Annotated in this window: 12 protein-coding genes; 8 read left to right on the top strand and 4 right to left on the bottom strand. The window is 55.3% G+C overall.

Translation table 11 applies throughout. From position 1 onward, the window contains the following. Positions 1–14 precede the first annotated feature (14 nt). The 3 genes from KIH86_RS16395 to KIH86_RS16385 all read right to left on the bottom strand — a co-directional run bounded on the left by KIH86_RS16395 (position 15) and on the right by KIH86_RS16385 (position 2,583). Positions 15–752: a DsbA family protein gene (locus tag KIH86_RS16395; RefSeq protein ID WP_223087545.1), complete on the bottom strand. Its 738-nt coding sequence runs from the start codon at positions 750–752 to the stop codon at positions 15–17. A 103-nt stretch (positions 753–855) separates the two neighbouring features. After that, positions 856–1,614: an HAD family hydrolase gene (locus tag KIH86_RS16390; protein ID WP_223087548.1), complete on the bottom strand. Its 759-nt coding sequence runs from the start codon at positions 1,612–1,614 to the stop codon at positions 856–858. Positions 1,615–1,662: 48 nt separating this feature from the next. After that, a complete protein-coding gene (locus tag KIH86_RS16385) occupies positions 1,663–2,583 on the bottom strand; it encodes an ArsR/SmtB family transcription factor (protein ID WP_223087550.1) in 921 nt (306 codons plus the stop codon). A 132-nt stretch (positions 2,584–2,715) separates the two neighbouring features. On the opposite strand from KIH86_RS16385, the gene KIH86_RS16380 reads away from it, so the two are divergent. The 6 genes from KIH86_RS16380 (at position 2,716) to KIH86_RS16355 (ending at position 9,315) form a co-directional block, all read left to right on the top strand. After that, positions 2,716–3,891: an MFS transporter gene (locus KIH86_RS16380; RefSeq protein WP_235775450.1), complete on the top strand. Its 1,176-nt coding sequence runs from the start codon at positions 2,716–2,718 to the stop codon at positions 3,889–3,891. 95 nt (positions 3,892–3,986) lie between these two features. After that, on the top strand, positions 3,987–4,715 hold the full coding sequence (locus tag KIH86_RS16375) for a phosphonate ABC transporter ATP-binding protein (RefSeq protein WP_223087553.1): 729 nt from the start codon (positions 3,987–3,989) through the stop codon (positions 4,713–4,715). 41 nt (positions 4,716–4,756) lie between these two features. Further along, positions 4,757–6,073 (top strand): hypothetical protein, encoded by a 1,317-nt coding sequence (locus KIH86_RS16370; RefSeq protein ID WP_235775449.1) that lies wholly within the window; start codon positions 4,757–4,759, stop codon positions 6,071–6,073. After that, positions 6,066–6,764 carry a response regulator transcription factor gene (locus KIH86_RS16365; protein WP_038696429.1) on the top strand — a complete coding sequence of 233 codons (699 nt, stop codon included), beginning with the start codon at positions 6,066–6,068 and terminating at the stop codon, positions 6,762–6,764. The genes KIH86_RS16370 and KIH86_RS16365 overlap by 8 nt, the downstream gene beginning before the upstream one ends. Continuing rightward, the gene (locus KIH86_RS16360; RefSeq protein ID WP_223087556.1) at positions 6,761–8,227 is read left to right on the top strand and encodes a HAMP domain-containing sensor histidine kinase; all 1,467 of its coding nucleotides are present in this window, start codon (positions 6,761–6,763) and stop codon (positions 8,225–8,227) included. The genes KIH86_RS16365 and KIH86_RS16360 overlap by 4 nt, the downstream gene beginning before the upstream one ends. Continuing rightward, the gene (locus KIH86_RS16355) at positions 8,224–9,315 is read left to right on the top strand and encodes a GNAT family N-acetyltransferase (protein WP_223087558.1); all 1,092 of its coding nucleotides are present in this window, start codon (positions 8,224–8,226) and stop codon (positions 9,313–9,315) included. The genes KIH86_RS16360 and KIH86_RS16355 overlap by 4 nt, the downstream gene beginning before the upstream one ends. 115 nt (positions 9,316–9,430) lie before the next feature. Here KIH86_RS16355 and KIH86_RS16350 read toward each other — a convergent pair whose 3' ends face one another. Next, complete coding sequence (locus KIH86_RS16350; RefSeq protein WP_223087560.1) at positions 9,431–10,654, bottom strand: glucose-1-phosphate adenylyltransferase; 1,224 nt, start codon at positions 10,652–10,654, stop codon at positions 9,431–9,433. 334 nt (positions 10,655–10,988) lie between these two features. Between KIH86_RS16350 and glgB the strand changes: the two genes are divergently transcribed. Together glgB and glgA are read left to right on the top strand one after the other, a co-directional pair. Continuing rightward, positions 10,989–13,070: a 1,4-alpha-glucan branching protein GlgB gene (gene glgB / locus KIH86_RS16345; protein ID WP_223087773.1), complete on the top strand. Its 2,082-nt coding sequence runs from the start codon at positions 10,989–10,991 to the stop codon at positions 13,068–13,070. 24 nt (positions 13,071–13,094) lie between these two features. After that, complete coding sequence (gene glgA, locus KIH86_RS16340; protein WP_223087562.1) at positions 13,095–14,567, top strand: glycogen synthase GlgA; 1,473 nt, start codon at positions 13,095–13,097, stop codon at positions 14,565–14,567. Positions 14,568–14,601: the final 34 nt, after the last annotated feature.

Raw genomic sequence — 14,601 nt, 5'->3', positions numbered from 1 at the left:
TAATCCACCAGTCGCTATTTGCCCGCATGCTCCAGCTCTTTATCGATGGCGGCGGTCAGCGCACTGTAATTCGAATCACTCAGAAGGACGCCGTTAACCATAAATTTCGGGGTGCCGTTCACGCCGAGCGAGCCGGCGGTTTTGAAATCTTCCTTGACATCGAGCATATAAGTCTGGTTCTTCAGATCCTGCTCGAAGCGGGCGTAATCGATGCCGTCGAGGTTCTGTTTGACGAAACTCAGGATGAAACTCTGGGTGGCCCAGATTTTGCTCTCGTCGCCCTGATGCTCATACAGCTTCACTACATATTCCCAGAACTTCTCGTTGCTCTGATGATAGATCGCTTCTCCTGCGCTGGCAGCCAGGTAGGAATCCCGGTCGATGAAGGCAAAGTTCATGAAATAATAATCGGCCTTCCCGGTATCCACATAGTCCTGAATGAACGTCTTCATGTAGTCCTCCGTCCATTTTTTGCAGACAGGGCATTTGAAATCGGCGAATTCAACGACCTTGACCGGGGCGTTCTGGACACCGAGATGAGGCTGCTTCTCATACTTGATGCCATCGACCTTGATCGTGCCCTTCACATCGGTATAGTTGGGCAGGTTGTCCAGTTCGGCCGCCTCCGAGTTCCTTCCCTGTGTTAATGTGTACAAAAGCACCGCGGCCAGGACCACGACCAGAATTCCCAGAATCATGGCAAGGGTGTTCGGACTACGGGACTTTCCGTTCTTGGCGGGATTGCTGCTCATACCGCTCCTCCTGTGTTCTCTTGTTTTTCACAAACAGGAGTATAAAGGCTCGGACTACCGTTCCGATATGCCATATGTAACAGGTATGAACGGTATGCCGCTATTAGCCGTGACTGGAGCTACGGCGGAGGGAGGCCCCGCGGATGACATGCACCGCTTCATTGATGGAGGCAATCGTAATGACGGACTGCTGCATGTCGCGCTGAAGCTCAATCATATTGTAGAGCCATTCGTTCTTCTGCTTCAGGTAAATGCTCTTGATGCCGGCTGTCACCGCAGGCTGTACATCGGTTCGCAGGGAGTTCCCGATCATCCAGGTGCGCTCGCGGGTGAAGCTGCCTCCCCGCAAAATCGCTTCAAGCGCTTCGACATTTTTATGCTGACGGATATAGATCCGGTCTTCAAAATACAAATCCAGCTTCATCTGCTCGATTTTGCGGCGCTGAATGGTGTGGTCGCCCCCGGTATACAGATGGAGCTGATGCCCGTCCTGCTTCATGGAGTCGAGTGTCTCCACCATTCCCGGATAAGCCTCGATCTCCTGGTCGTATACGCTGAGACCGAGCTTCATCAGCTGTTCTTCGTGAAAGGGGTCGGCCGGACGGCCGTATTTGTCGCAGAAATAACGGTAGGTGGCGATCAGGGATTTCGGGAAGTTGTCGCTGGCCAGACCTTTGATGCTGACCGTCTCGACATCGATTTCCACCTGCTTGCGCCGCATTTCCTCGGTGGTTGCGCCCTCCGACTTGAACCATTCGCCCATCAGCTCGAAATATTGTCCCAGAATGAGGTCAAAATACTTGTTGCAGTGGACCAGAGTATCGTCCAGGTCGAAAATCACTTGTTGTGTCCAATATTTCATATCGCTCACTCCTTGGTCGGGTTGGGCCTTCTATTGACTGTAAAAGTATTATAAACGAATATACGACTCCAGGAACATCTGAAGTTCCGAAGCGCCGTCTGCCCTTATGCTGAAGCGTTCGTTCTGTTCTTCGCGCAGATGGATGCGCAGCAGTCCGGCTACTCTCAGCATGAGGAGATGGTGCATGAGGATGTCCCCTGGCTGGTTAGAGAAATCCGATTGAATCTCCCACATCGACTTGGGCTCATCCGCCACGTAACGGAGCAGCCGAAGCCGGACGGGGTCCGACAGCGCCTTGGTCATGCGGAGCAGCAGTGTTGGCGGCTCCTCTTCATTTTCCACGGGGACATCAACAGGGTATTGAACCAGTATAAGCTTCTTGTAGAAGCAGTACGTATTGATCGGCCGGTGATGCACCGTCGGCAGAAGCACGACTGTCTCCAGCTCCGGAATGTCCTCAATCACAATGCCGCCTGAGGCGTATTCGATCAGCGCGGCGGAATCCATCTTGCTCTGGAGCAGCTTCTTCTCGGAGGCGTCCTGGATCAGCAGCGCCAGCATCTTGGATTCGACATGGCGGAAATACTGCTCATGCCACAACCGCAGCAGGGGGCCGTATCCGTCCTTGATCCGCCGGCATTCTTCCAGGGTGAAGTCCGGAAGATACGGGGCGGCCATCTCGAACCATTCTTCCGCTGTGGCGGATTCCATGTCCCGAAGGAACAGTTCGACCTTGGCGGCGGGTCCGTGGGTGTAGGCCCAGGCGTACAGCACATCGTAATCGCTGAAGGGCCAGTCGGCGGCGGTCCGGAGCGCCGCGATTTTGAGCGGGGGAATGCGTCCGTCAATATCACGCACCCAGTCCGGACCGATATCGAGATTCGAAATCCATTTTCTCGTTACATATAGCATGAAGCTGTCGAGCAGCTCGTATACGGAAGACACATCGATTTTCAACTCATAATCCATGTGGCATGCAGTCCTCCCAGAAGATCACTTTGGCTTGGCTCAGGCTATTATCTCTTGTTTGGAATAAGGTTGTCCACTATAATATTGAAGGTTTGCCTTCAATTATACCGAAATTCAAGGGGGATATCATCCGTGTCAGACACAAGCGCTGCTCATCTGAGGCGCGGCGGAACGATTCATTACTTCATCCTGATTGCCGTCATTATCGCGGCGGGGCTCAGCCAAGGGCTGCTGCTTCCCGTCATATCCATTATTCTGGAGCAGCGGGGTGTATCTTCCTCGTTGAACGGGATTAATGCGACCGCTCTATACATAGGCTCCTTCGCCATGACACTGATCGCGGAACGGCTGCTTGCGGCTGTCGGCTTCAAGAAGCTGATGGTGGGCGGACTCGTGCTGGTGCTGGTCATCTTTCTTCTGTTCCCGGTGCTTCCCGGCGTAAGAGCATGGTTTATCCTCCGGCTGCTGATCGGGGCCGGGGATTCGGCCATCAATTATGCGGCCCAGCTGTGGGTGCTGCTGATGACTCCGGCGGAGCATCGGGGACGGAATCTTTCATTCTATGGCATGTCTTACGGTCTTGGCTTCAGCCTCGGTCCGCTTGGCATCGGGCTGCTGAAGTTCGGCGAATGGGCGCCTTTTATGGCTCTGGCGCTGCTCTTCATGATCGTGCTGCTGCTCGCGGCTTGGAAGCTTCCCGATTCGCGGCCGGAGAAGGCCGCTTATCAAGACAGCGGCGCCGGCCGGTTCGGCAAGGTGTACCGGCTGGCCTGGTATGCGCTGCTGCCCGCGCTGCTCTACGGATATATGGAAGCCAGCCTGAACAGCAGCTTCCCCGTGTACGGTCTGCGGGCAGGCTTCAGCGAGGAGCAGATCGCGACGCTGCTGCCTTTCGCGGGGATCGGTGGACTGGTGCTGCAGTTTCCGCTCGGCTTGCTCAGCGACCGGATCGGCCGCAAGCCGGTGCTGATGCTGGCCGGGATCGGCGGGGGGCTCGCTTTCGCGCTGCTGGCTGCAGGCGCAGACTTCTGGTCCGCCATGCTGCTGCTGCTGATTGCCGGCGGCCTGGTCGGTTCCTTCTTCTCGCTGGGGCTTGCCTACGCCGCTGATATACTGCCCCGCAGCCTGATTCCCGCCGCCAATGTGGCCTCGTCTTTTCATTTCTGCGTCGGGAGCATCATCGGTCCTGCCGCCGGAGGTGTTCTGCTGCAATACGGCTATGGCGGAACGATATTTATGCTGCTCGGTCTCCTGTATGTCTTGTTCGCCGCATCAGGTCTGTTATTCTCGCCAAACAGGGAGAATTGAGGTAAAATAGGAACAGCTGCTCGCATGGCATTTGATCTCGTTTTTCAAGTACACTAGATGTGGAAATCGATACGAAACAGGGGAGACTTCAGTCTATGATAATCGTTGAGCACTTGGCCAAGGCGGTCGGTCCGGAACAGGTTCCGGTGCTGCGCGACGTTGGCTTTCGAATGGAATCAGGCGAGATGATCGGGCTGCTGGGCGCCAGCGGCAGCGGCAAGACGACGCTGCTGCGCTGCCTTGCGCTGCGCGACAAATGGGATAAAGGGAATTTCCGGATCGACGGGGCGGATATACTGAGCGGAGGGCTAGGAGCGAAGCGCAAGATCAGCCGCGAATGGGCGTTTCTGGAACAGAATTCGGAACTGAACAAGGACCGGACGGCGCTGAAGAACGTACTGATCGGCCAGGCGGCGCAGACGCCGTGGTGGAGAAGGCTGACAGGCGTCGTGCGCTCCGATGATTATATGGGCGCCATGGACGAACTGGAACTGCTCGGACTCTTGGACAAGGCGAAGATGAAGACCGGCCAGCTCAGCGGGGGAGAGCGCCAGCGTGTGGCCATTGCCAGGGCTCTCGTTCACGGCGCCAAGGTTATCCTGGCAGACGAGCCTGTAACCGGGCTTGATCCGAAGTCGGCGCAGAGTGTGCTTGAGACGCTTATGACACTCTGCAAAGAGACCGGGCTTACGGTGATTGCCGTCCTGCCTATGGAACTGGCCGAGAAGTACTCGACCCGGCTCTGGGTGCTCGACAAAGGCGTCATTAAGCATGACGTGACCGGCCGGCGGTTGACGAGCGCAGAGCGCGCAGGATTAATCTGAAGCGGCCGGGATTTCATATCAGCTATGAAAGAGTGATTTCATTGAATATTCGCAGTCTAGCCGCAAGGGTATTTCCGGCGGGAAGATCGACCATCCGGAGGGCGTCTGCGGCGATGCTCGCCCTGACGCTGCTGTCGGGCTGCACCTTCATCAGCGATCCTGTATCGCGGATGAAGACCCCGAGACTCTCCGAGGATAAGGCGACGCTAATGGCCGCCATCAACTCGCTTAAGCTAATCCGTCCGACCAATGATGACGACAGCTCCATCCGGACGGAGGATTTGAACGGGGACGGCGTTGAGGAATCGCTTGTCTTCTACGAGACGCCCGGCGAGGCGGTCCAGATTCACGGGATGATCCTTGCGAAGCAGGGAGACTCCTGGGTGAAGAAACTGACTTTCGACGGCGCGGGTACTGTGCTGGAATCCGTGGAGATTCGCGATGTGACCGGAGATGGAATACCGGAGATCGTCGTCGGATATTCGCGCGGAGACGAAGGACTTCAGAAGGGTCTCGTCGTATACAGCTATTCGGGGAATACGCTGGAGGAGAAGCTGACGCTCTCTTACACCAAGTACGTAATTGACGATCTGAACGGGGACGGCAAGGATGATATTACCGTTGTCTCCCTGAAGCGGAATGAATCCTCGACGCTGACAACCTATCAGTACAGCTCGGGAGCATTCAAGGAGCTGGACCGTCTGGAGAACCTGGACCCCTATATCAATAATTACTACAATATCGTCGTCGGCAAGGTTGCCCAGAACAAGGAGGGCATCGTGCTTGATGCAGCTGTGAATTCCCATTCGGCATACAGCTACATGGTGGTCATGGAGAACAACCGTTTCCGGGTAGTGCTGTCGGGCGACGATCGCACCTTCAAGGACAGCCGCATTCCGAGCACGGATATCGACGGCGACGGCATTATTGAAATCGGATTGATGGAAAGGCCGTCAGGCTGGGAGAACGTCGACGCCGACGCAGTCCCCTGGTTCTACTCCTACTATAAATGGGACGGCAAGGAGGGGTTGATCTTCGCCCTGCAGCAGTACCGCGATCCTTCGGATCGGTATACGCTGGACTTTCCGCCTTCTTGGCATGGCAAGGTAACCGTAGACCCCAAATCGGTACAGAACCAGTATCTCCGGTTCGTTCTCTCGGACACGGGCGAGACGGTGGCCGAAATCTCCTTCTTCTCGGCGGAGGAATGGGATTTAATGAAGAACAACGGCTGGCAGTTCTGGGGACGCGACGCGGACCGCATTATCGCCTACCGGGGCAAGCTGGAGCAGAATGCGAACGGAATCAAGAAGGGAGCCGGAACGGCACCTGTAGAGAGGAAGGGAATCAATGAGTAAGGTACTGATACTGGAAGATGAAGATTCAATCCGCAGTTTTATCGTCATCAATTTGAAGCGGAACGGGTTCGAGGTGCTGGAGGCGGCGGACGGCAACGAAGCGCTGTCCAAGCTGAACGCCAATCCCGATATCGATATCGCTCTGCTGGACGTTATGGTTCCGGGCATCGACGGGTTTGAAGTATGCCGGCGCGTCCGGGAGAGCAACGAACGGATCGGGATTATTTTTCTGACAGCCAAAGTGCAGGAGCAGGATAAGGTCTATGCCTTGTCTGTAGGCGCTGACGACCATGTCAGCAAGCCCTTCAGTCCGACGGAGCTGATCGCCCGCATCCAGTCGCTTCTGCGGAGAGTGAACGTGCACCGGGAGCAATCGGCCAAGGTGTCCTTCCACTCCGGACCGTTCACGCTCGATCTGATCGCCAAACAGTTCAAACGGGAGGGGGAGCTTATCGAGCTGACTCCGACCGAATTCTCGCTCGTACAGTTCTTTCTGGAGAAGGAGAATACGCCGCTCAGCCGCGATCTGCTGCTTGACCATGTGTGGGGCAAGGAATACATGGGCGATCCGAAGATCGTTGATGTCAATATCCGCCGTCTCCGCCAGAAGATCGAGAGAAACCCTTCCGAACCCGAATATCTGCAGACCGTCTGGGGACATGGCTATAAGTGGAAAGGCCAGGGACAATGATCAAGAAGGGGATGCGCAGACAAATTGTTTTACACTATATCCTGGTTGTCTTTCTGGCGCTTCTCCTGGTTGAAGTCATCTTTCTGATCGTCATAAGGACCTACTATTACGACAGTATATACACACGGATCACGACGCAAATCAGCCAGGCGGAATATTTCTACAGGCTATCGAACGGAGAGGATTCTCCGGTGTCGCTCCAGGAGCTGCTGAGCACCTTTGAGCTGAGTAATACGGAGCTTCAGCTGCTTACCCTGGACGGCAACATGATTACAAGCTCGACGGGCTTTCAGCCTGACCGGACGATCACGACGAGCGATGTGCCGGAGGCGGTGGGCGGCGGTGTCGGCAGATGGGTTGGCCGCCAGCCGGGTACGAACGAGAGCGTAATGGCGGTGTCAAAGGTGCTGCAAATCCATGGACGGGATACATACGTCCTGCGATATGTCACATCCGTGGAGCGTGTGGACAGCGACCTGTTCAACGTGACTCTTCTGTCGGCTGGAATTGTGGTCGCGGTTCTGGCGGTTGTGACTGCGTTCAGCTTCGGACTTGCCAATTCCATTATCAAGCCGCTGAATAATATTACCGCCGTCTCCGCCCAGATGGCCAAGGGCAAGTTCAACATGAGAATCAAGGGCGACTACCGGTACGAGATCGGGGAGCTTGCGAGCACCCTGAATTACATGGCCCAGGAGATCGTAAGGAGCAATCAGATCAAGGATGATTTCATCTCCTCGATTTCCCATGAGCTGAGAACCCCGCTGACCAGCATCAAGGGCTGGAGCGAGACGCTGATCTCCGGCGGGTATGATCCCGAGGAGACCAAGCTCGGGATGAGCATTATTTCGAAGGAAAGCGACCGGCTGATCGGCTTGGTGGAGGAAATTCTGGATTTCTCCAAACTGCAGCAGAACGAGATGAAGCTGTCGATCGGAACGGTGGCCGTTAGAGAGCTGCTACAGGAGATCGTGTTGAATTTATGGGCCAAAGCGGAGAAGAAGAGTATCCGTCTCGTATTGGAGGCCGAGGAAGGCCTTTATGTAAGAGGGGATGCGAACCGGCTGAAGCAGGTATTTCTGAACCTGGCCGATAATGCGGTCAAATTCTCGTATGAAGATTCCAATATTCTGATCTCCGCCCGCAAGGTGAATGCGGAGGAAGCGGAGATTATCGTTCAGGACAGCGGAATCGGAATCAGCCAGGAGCATTTGCACCGCGTGAAGGACCGGTTCTTCCAGGTCGACTCGCTCAACGGCGGCACCGGTCTGGGACTCGCGATTTCCCAACAGATTGTGGAGCTGCATGGCGGCACCATCGAAATAGACAGCGAACTAGGCAAAGGAACGCAGGTTACGGTCTATTTGCCGCAGGCGGAGCCTGTAGTGCTCCCGGGTGAAGGGCAGCCACGCGCCTTGCCGGCGGCCGAGGAACATGGGGAGCAGGAGGAGAAGGAACAGTGAGTTTGCCGAACACGGGAGAGATTGAGACATCGATAGGGCATCTTGCAGTGAGACGCGTTCAGGAGGATCAGACGGAGGCGGCAGTGAAGCTGCTGCGCGACGCGGCGGGCTGGATGCAGACGACAGGGCTGACCCAATGGAATCCGGATCAGTTCACCGACGGAGAAGTGCGGCGGTATTTCACTGAAAGAGAAGTCTATATGGCCTTCAAGGACGACATCCCTGCGGCTGTATTCACGCTGCAGTTCGGCGATCCCCAATACTGGGGAGGGCGCAACGATGACCGTTATGCCTATCTGCACCGGCTGGCTGTGGCACTTCCCTTCCGGGGCTCGGGCATCGGCGGGGAGCTGCTGAAGTATGCGGCTGTGAATGCGAAAGCCTGCGGCCACCAAGGTCTGCGGCTTGATACGATCGAGTACAACGTGAAGCTTAACCGTTACTACCAGACGCAGGGCTTCCGATACATGGGAACGAATGATGCCGGGGGCGGCCGGCTGGTGAATCTGTATGAGAAAATAGAGGATGGCGATGACGTAAAGGCGATCCGGCTTCAGTATTTTGCTGAGCCGGACTTCGGCGTTCTTGCGAGCTGGAGTGCTTCCGCCGAGTCGCTGAAGCAATGGGCGGGTCCTTCGCTGCATTTCCCGCTGCCGCAAGAAGAGCTCGCGGAGTATATCCGCGAGGCGAACCGGCCCGCCGTATCCGGACTACTGGCATACAGCGCCGTCCATTCCGCCAGCGGCCGCATCATCGGCCATATCAGTCTCGCGGGCATTGACCGCGATAATGGGCATGGCCGAATCGGCCGCGTCGTGCTGGCCCCTGATAGCCGGGGCCAGGGCTATGGCCGGCGCATGATGGCTGAAGCCATGCGAATCGGCTTTGAGGGCTTGAAGCTGCACCGGCTGGCTCTGGGCGTGTTCGATTTCAATGCTTCCGCCATCTCCTTATACGAGTCGCTCGGGTTTCGCAGAGAAGGCGAGCAGGTGGAAGCCGCCCGCTTCGGCGACCGCTATGTCAATCTGATCGACATGGCGATGCTGGACAGGGAATGGAAGGAGATCAGAGGCTCAATCTTCCAATGAGTATTTAGCAGCAGCACAAAAAGGGTGGTTTCCGGAAAGGATCGGGAAACCACCCTTTTTCTTATCGCGCAGGCGAAGGACTGAAGCGGCCTTCCTGAAGGCAAGCTGCACCCGTTCAGGACAGCAATCCGCCGGCGCGCAGCCGGCTTGTGTTCTCGTAGACTTCCTGGAACAGCCGGGAAGGCTGGGTGCGGATGACCGGCTTGGGGGCGACCGTCTCGCGCGGGCCGATTACGGTAATCGTATCTACGCTGCCCGTCACAACAGTGCCGTCCATGATGACGGCGTCCTCGCCGATAATGGCATTTTCGATATAGACGCTTTTGCCGATCCGGGCACCGGGCATGATGACACTGTTCTTGACGGTTGACGATTTGCCGATTTCCACATTGGCGAATACGACGGAGCGCTTCACAACGCCTTCGATGGAGGCGAGCTCGCTGATCAGAGCATTATGTGATGAACCCTGTGCCTTGCAGCGGATAGCCGCCGGTCTGGTTACCAGCTTGCGGCTGTACATCGGCCACTGGCTGATGTCGAGACCCCAATCATTGTCGCCGGCCAGCAGATCCATGTGGGCTTCCCACAGGCTCTCAACGGTGCCGACATCGCGCCAGTACCCCTTGAAGCGGTAGGCGAACAGGGAATCGTCGCTTCGCAGCATCGCAGGAATAACATCCTTGCCGAAGTCATGGCTGGAAGCGCTGCACGCTGCATCCTCTAGAAGATGCGACTTGAGGTAGCTCCAGCGGAACAGGTAAATGCCCATCGAGGCAAGATTGCTCAGCGGCTTCGGGGGTTTTTCGACAAAGTCCGTAATTTGGAGCTTCTCATTTACATTCATTACGCCGAAACGGCTCGCCTGTTCCCATGGAACCTCCATAACGGAAATGGTTGCATTCGCATCCGTCTGCTGATGGTATTCCAGCATTTGGCGGTAGTCCATATGATAAATATGGTCGCCGGAGAGGATCAGCACATGCTCCGGGTCCAGGCTGTCTATATAATTGATGTTCTTATAAATTGCGTCAGCGGTTCCTGCATAGCTGCCTTTTTGCTCGGTGCCGGAAGGCAGGAGCGCGATTCCTTTGTCTGCCTCGGTCCGGAGGCCCCAGGGCTCACCTTCTCCGATATGGCTGTGCAGGGACTCCGCCGCATATTGCGTCAGGACTCCGACCGTATCAATTCCGGAATTCACACAGTTGCTGAGGGGAAAGTCTATGATTCGGTAATGTCCGCCGAATGGCACGGCGGGTTTGGCCATGCCTGATGTAAGAGGAGCAAGTCTGCGCCCTTCGCCTCCTGCAAGAAGCATGGCGATGCAATCTTTTTTACTCATGTGAACCCCTCCATCTAGTGGTGATGTTTGTCATTGTCATTGCCAATGTATGTTATATAACCTGGCGATTTAGGTTTGAATCGACGCCAAAATGAGCATGGATGAAGTATATGAGGTAATGTTTCGGTTGATTCCAACGAAAAAAACTCGTGATTTTTTGCTCAAATAAACTCCCCTTAGCGTTATTTTCAAATGTTAGGAATTGGGTTAATGTATTAGGTGTATCCTGTATGGAAATACCCCGCATGCGCAGCTTTGCTAACACAAAAAAGACATGTCTCTATTTATTAGAAAAGGTGGTATTCATTTGGCTGAGCGACAAGCAGGAGTAACCATGCCGTCACCCGAGGATATTTATTTGTTTCATGAAGGCACAAATTATCGCAGCTACCGGATGCTGGGCGCTCATACTGCAGTGGAGGAGGGCCAATCCGGAGTGCGTTTCACTGTTTGGGCTCCCAACGCGGAATATGTAGGCCTGGCCTGCGACCGGAACGGATGGGACGGAAACCGCGAAGAGGACTCGTTATATAAGATACCCGAATCGGGAATATGGACTCGTTTTTTTCCCGGAGTTTTGCAGGGAACATTTTACAAATACCGCATCAAGGGACCGGACGGGTCCAGCTTTCTAAAAGCCGATCCTTACGGCTTCATGTCCGAAGTTCGCCCCGCGACAGCCTCGGTTGTAACGAAGCTGGACGGCTATAAGTGGGGAGACGCTTCCTGGAGGCGCCGCAGCAAATTGCTGTATGACAAGCCCTTGAATATTTACGAAATGCATCTGGCGACATGGCGGCAGAAGGAGAACATTCACCGCAAGGAAGGCGGAGAGCTGTATTCCTATATCGAAATCGCAGATCTGCTGATTCCTTATCTCCGGGAGCTGGGTTACACTCACGTTGAATTTATGCCGCTGGCTGAGCATCCTTATGACCTGTCATGGGGTTATCAAGGTACAGGCTATTACGCCGCGACCAGCCGGTTCGGCGAGCCGCATGGGCTCATGACACTGATTGACCGGCTCCATCAGGCGAACATTGGCGTCATTCTCGACTGGGTACCCGCCCATTTTGCCAAAGACGCTCCAGGTCTGCGAATGTTTGACGGAACCCCAGCCTTTGAATATCGCGATCCCTTGATGGCGGAGAAGCCGGGATGGGGCACGCTGTCTTTTGACTTCGGCAAGCCGGAGGTGCGCTCGTTCCTGATCTCCAATGCGCTCTTCTGGTATGAGTACTACCATATCGACGGAATGAGGGTGGATGCCGTAACCAGCATGCTCCGTCTCGATTTCGAGAAGCGCGAAGGGCAGTACCGGCGCAACGCCAACGGAGGGATGGAGAATCTGGAGGCCATCGAATTTATCCAGAAGCTGAATACGGTCGTGTTCCATCACTATCCGAACGCGCTGATGATGGCTGAAGAATCCAGCGCGTGGCCGGGTGTAACGGCCCCTGTGTACGAAGGCGGACTGGGATTCAACTATAAATGGAACATGGGCTGGATGAACGATACGCTGGCTTATGTCGAGAAGGATTTCATCGAACGGCCGCATCATCATAACCTGCTCACCTTCCCGATTGCATATGCATACTCCGAGAACTATACGCTGCCGTTGTCTCATGACGAGGTGGTTCACGGCAAGAAGTCGCTGCTTAGCAAAATGCCTGGCACTTATGAGCAGAAATTCGCCGGACTGCGGCTGCTGCTGGGGTACCAGATGACAAGCCCTGGCAAGAAGCTGCTATTCATGGGCGGAGAGTTCGGACAGTTCATCGAGTGGAAGGATCAGGAGGAACTGGACTGGCTGCTGCTCGCTTACGACAGCCACCGGAAGATGCGGGCTTATACGGCTGCGCTGAATCATTTTTATTTGGCTGAAAAAGCGCTCTGGGAGCTGGATCACAGCTTCGAGGGATATCAATGGATCTCGGCCAACGACAGCGGGCAAAGCGTCCTCTCTTACATCCGCAAGGGAAAAAAACCGGGCGATATGCTCATCATCCTGATTAATTTCCAGCCGGTGGAGCGGCATTCTTACCGGATCGGCGTTCCGAAGCCGGGAACATACGATATCGTCTTTCACTCCGGCAAGGAGGAGTTCGGTGGCACAGGGACCGATCTGGAGCCGCTGAAGACGCAGAAGAAAGAGATGCATCATCAGCCGAACAGCCTGGAGCTGACGCTGTCTCCTCTCAGCATGGTTATTCTGAAGAAGCGAGGACGCCGGGCTAAAGAGGATGATCCGGCAGCCCTGCAGGTCTCATCCGGTACGCCCGGTGAAACTGCTACAACTACAAGGAGCAGCCGTACAGCGCGTTCCAAGACAAGCAGGGCATCATCCAGGATAGAGAAGTCCGGTTCTGCGGATCATGCTTCTGGCTCCAAGTCCGGCGGCAAGGAGAAGAAATAACTTATAACCAGAGGAGGAAAAGCCATGAAAGTGCTGTTTGCCGCTGCGGAAGGTCATCCTTTTATCAAGACAGGTGGTCTTGCCGATGTGATCGGAGCACTGCCCAAAGCGCTGAAGGAAGCCGGAGTGGACGTGAGGGTGGTGCTCCCCAAATATCGAGGCATTCCCGAGCAGTACCGTTCCCGGATGGAGCCGGTCGGGGTGATCCAGGTTCCTGTCGGCTGGCGGAACCAATACTGCGGGATCGAGCGCATCGTACATGAGGGCGTCCCGTTTTACTTCATTGATAACGAATACTATTTCGCCCGGGACGGCATCTACGGCTACATGGACGATGGCGAACGCTTCTCTTTCTTCAACCGGGCGGTGCTTGAGATCCTGCCGGTAATTGGCTTTCAGGCGGATGTTATTCATTGCCATGACTGGCACACCGCCGTCGTTCCCCTGCTGCTGGAGGGGCATTACCGCAGCCAGCCGTTCTACAGCAAGATGCGCACCGTCTTCACCATACATAACCTCCTGTATCAGGGTGTATTCCCTTACGAGGTTCTGGGCGATCTGCTGGGGCTGGACAGCAGCTACTTCCCCAGCGTGGAGTATTACGGCAACGTGAATTTTATGAAGGGCGGAATCGTATTCAGCGATCATGTCACAACGGTCAGTCCAACCTACTCCGAGGAAATCCGGACACCATATTTCGGGTACGGTCTGGACGGGCTGCTTAACGCCCGCGCCGATCATTTGAGCGGAATCGTCAACGGCATAGATACAAAAGCATATAACCCCGCCACCGATTCCAAAATTTTCTCCAAATACCGCACGAGTCTGGCCAAGAAGCTTGAGAACAAACTAGGGCTTCAGCAAGAGCTTGGACTTCCGGTCGCACCGCATATTCCGATGGTTGCCATGGTGACCCGGCTCGTCGATTCCAAAGGTCTGGATCTGGTTACCCGGGTGATGGACGAAATGCTCTATTACGACAATATCCAGTTCGTGCTGCTGGGAACCGGAGACGGGGCCTATGAAAGCTGGTTCCGTGAAGCGGCATGGCGCTATCCGACGAAGCTCTCATCCCAGATCAGGTTCAGCGACGAGCTCTCGCGCAAAATATACGCCGCCAGCGATCTGTTCCTGATGCCGTCGAAGTTCGAGCCATGCGGTATCAGCCAGCTGCTGGCGCTGCGATACGGCAGCATTCCGGTTGTCCGGGAGACGGGAGGTCTGAACGATACCGTGCATGCCTATAATGAATTAACCGGAGAAGGGAACGGCTTCACGTTCCATGATTACAACGCTCATGACATGATGTATACGCTGCGCCGTGCCGTGTCCTTCTACCATCAGCCGGAGCATTGGAAGCGTGTGACCCGCAATGCCTTCGCCGGCGATTATAGCTGGGATGTATCGGCAGAGCAATATGCCGCAATCTACCGGAGTTTATCGCCGCAGCCCGAATTCGAATCCGCCACTTCCGGCGTTGCGGTGGACGAAGACTAAAATCCTCCCTAATTACAGGAGATAACATCAACAA

The sequence above is a fragment of the Paenibacillus sinensis genome, assembly GCF_019904155.1.
In the GTDB taxonomy this organism is placed as follows: domain Bacteria; phylum Bacillota; class Bacilli; order Paenibacillales; family Paenibacillaceae; genus Paenibacillus_AQ; species Paenibacillus_AQ sinensis.
The sequence above is the reverse complement of the archived record's forward strand: the minus strand, read 5'-3'. Positions and strand labels throughout refer to the sequence as shown.

What these genes read in the sequence shown, in the direction of transcription:
- KIH86_RS16375 (WP_223087553.1), top strand. Translation starts at nt 3,987, where the DNA reads ATGATAATCGTTGAGCACTTGGCCAAGGCGGTCGGTCCGGAACAGGTT.
- KIH86_RS16365 (WP_038696429.1), top strand. Translation starts at nt 6,066, where the DNA reads ATGAGTAAGGTACTGATACTGGAAGATGAAGATTCAATCCGCAGTTTT.
- KIH86_RS16385 (WP_223087550.1), bottom strand. Translation starts at nt 2,583, where the DNA reads ATGGATTATGAGTTGAAAATCGATGTGTCTTCCGTATACGAGCTGCTC.
- KIH86_RS16395 (WP_223087545.1), bottom strand. Translation starts at nt 752, where the DNA reads ATGAGCAGCAATCCCGCCAAGAACGGAAAGTCCCGTAGTCCGAACACC.
- KIH86_RS16350 (WP_223087560.1), bottom strand. Translation starts at nt 10,654, where the DNA reads ATGAGTAAAAAAGATTGCATCGCCATGCTTCTTGCAGGAGGCGAAGGG.
- glgA (WP_223087562.1), top strand. Translation starts at nt 13,095, where the DNA reads ATGAAAGTGCTGTTTGCCGCTGCGGAAGGTCATCCTTTTATCAAGACA.
- KIH86_RS16390 (WP_223087548.1), bottom strand. Translation starts at nt 1,614, where the DNA reads ATGAAATATTGGACACAACAAGTGATTTTCGACCTGGACGATACTCTG.
- KIH86_RS16360 (WP_223087556.1), top strand. Translation starts at nt 6,761, where the DNA reads ATGATCAAGAAGGGGATGCGCAGACAAATTGTTTTACACTATATCCTG.
- glgB (WP_223087773.1), top strand. Translation starts at nt 10,989, where the DNA reads ATGCCGTCACCCGAGGATATTTATTTGTTTCATGAAGGCACAAATTAT.